Source organism: Micromonospora sp. NPDC002411 (genome assembly GCF_053592955.1).
On record NZ_JBSFBM010000647.1, the window covers coordinates 1 to 1,152 of the forward strand.

General features: G+C 72.2%; 3 protein-coding genes. 2 read left to right on the plus strand and 1 reads right to left on the minus strand.

Going from position 1 to position 1,152, the window contains the following annotated elements; translation table 11 throughout:
- Both ACWCO3_RS34730 and ACWCO3_RS34735 read left to right on the plus strand, forming a co-directional pair.
- The coding region (locus ACWCO3_RS34730) for a transporter associated domain-containing protein (RefSeq protein ID WP_450014256.1) at positions 1-301 on the plus strand (301 nt) is incomplete at its 5' end.
- A gap of 72 nt (positions 302-373) precedes the next feature.
- Positions 374-559: a hypothetical protein gene (locus ACWCO3_RS34735; protein WP_036410487.1), complete on the plus strand. Its 186-nt coding sequence runs from the start codon at positions 374-376 to the stop codon at positions 557-559.
- Between the two features lie 4 nt (positions 560-563).
- On the opposite strand, the gene ACWCO3_RS34740 is transcribed toward ACWCO3_RS34735, so the two are convergent.
- On the minus strand, positions 564-1,152 hold a 589-nt coding region (locus tag ACWCO3_RS34740), incomplete at its 5' end, for a hypothetical protein (protein ID WP_450014258.1).

A 1,152-nucleotide genomic window follows, 5' to 3' on the forward strand; every position in this document is an offset into this window, starting at 1 on the left:
CGGCGAATTGTACGACGAGACCGACCGGGACGTGCACGGCGTCGTCCGGGAACCGGACGGGTCCCTGCTGGTGCCCGGTGACTTCCCCCTGCACGACCTGCCGGACCTGGGGGTGCGGCTGAGTTTCCCGTTGTCCCGCGACTACACGACGGTGGCGGGTCTGGTGCTGGCTCGGCTGCGGCACCTGCCCTGCGAGGCGGGGGAGACGGTGCGCCTGCCCGGGTTGACCCTGGAGGTCGTGGAGGTCGCCGACCGGGCCGTCCGTCGGGTGCGGTTGCGCGGGTTCGTCAGCGATCGCTGACCGTCACCCGACCAGGGGACAAAGGCTTCGAATCTGGATGAAAGTCGGATGAGCCCGGTTACCGTGCGATACGTGAAGGACCGAGGGTTGCGTACGTTCGTCACGGTGCTGGCCGGCCTCGCGGTGATCTACTTCGGTAGCGCCGGCCGCAGCCCCGAGGAGGGCCGTGGCATCTCCGGCGGGGTGGTGGTCCTGGCGCTGCTCGCCGCCCTGCTGGTGTGGCACCTGACCCGCCCGGGAGACAAGACGGTGAAGTGAGTGCTCAGCGGGCGGCGACGCGGGTGACCTCGCCGGCCGACTCCTCGCCGAGCGCCACCCGTACCAGCGCCGAGGCGAGACGGCCGAAGTCCGGTTCGTCGACGAGCCCGGCCAGCCGGTCCGGGGAACCCGGCAGACCGAGCCGCTTCGCCCCGGCCAGGGCCCGACGGTCGGCGTACGGGCGCACGTCCGACCAGACCGTCTGAGCTTCGCGCAGGTAGATGTCCGCACCGGTGGGACCGATGCCGGGGAACTCGGTGAGCCGCCGGCGCAGGCCGACCGGGTCACCCTTGGCCTCGCGGTGCAGCCGTCGCAGGTCACCGTGCCAGCGGTCCAGGCACAGCCGGGCCCCGGTGCCGAGCATGGTGGCCGTCCGCTCGTCGTAACGGCGGTAGTGACCCCGACCCAGCGCGTCGACGCGCTGCTGCCAACTGGCCGCCTCCATCGCCTGGGGCGTGCGGTAGCCCGCCGCGAACAGCTCCCGCGCGGCGTCCACCGCCACGCACGCCCGGATCCGAGTGCTCAGCAGGGTGGTCAGCACCAGCAACTGGTACAGCGGTCCAGGTCGGTCGGAGAGCCGGATCCCGGCCTCC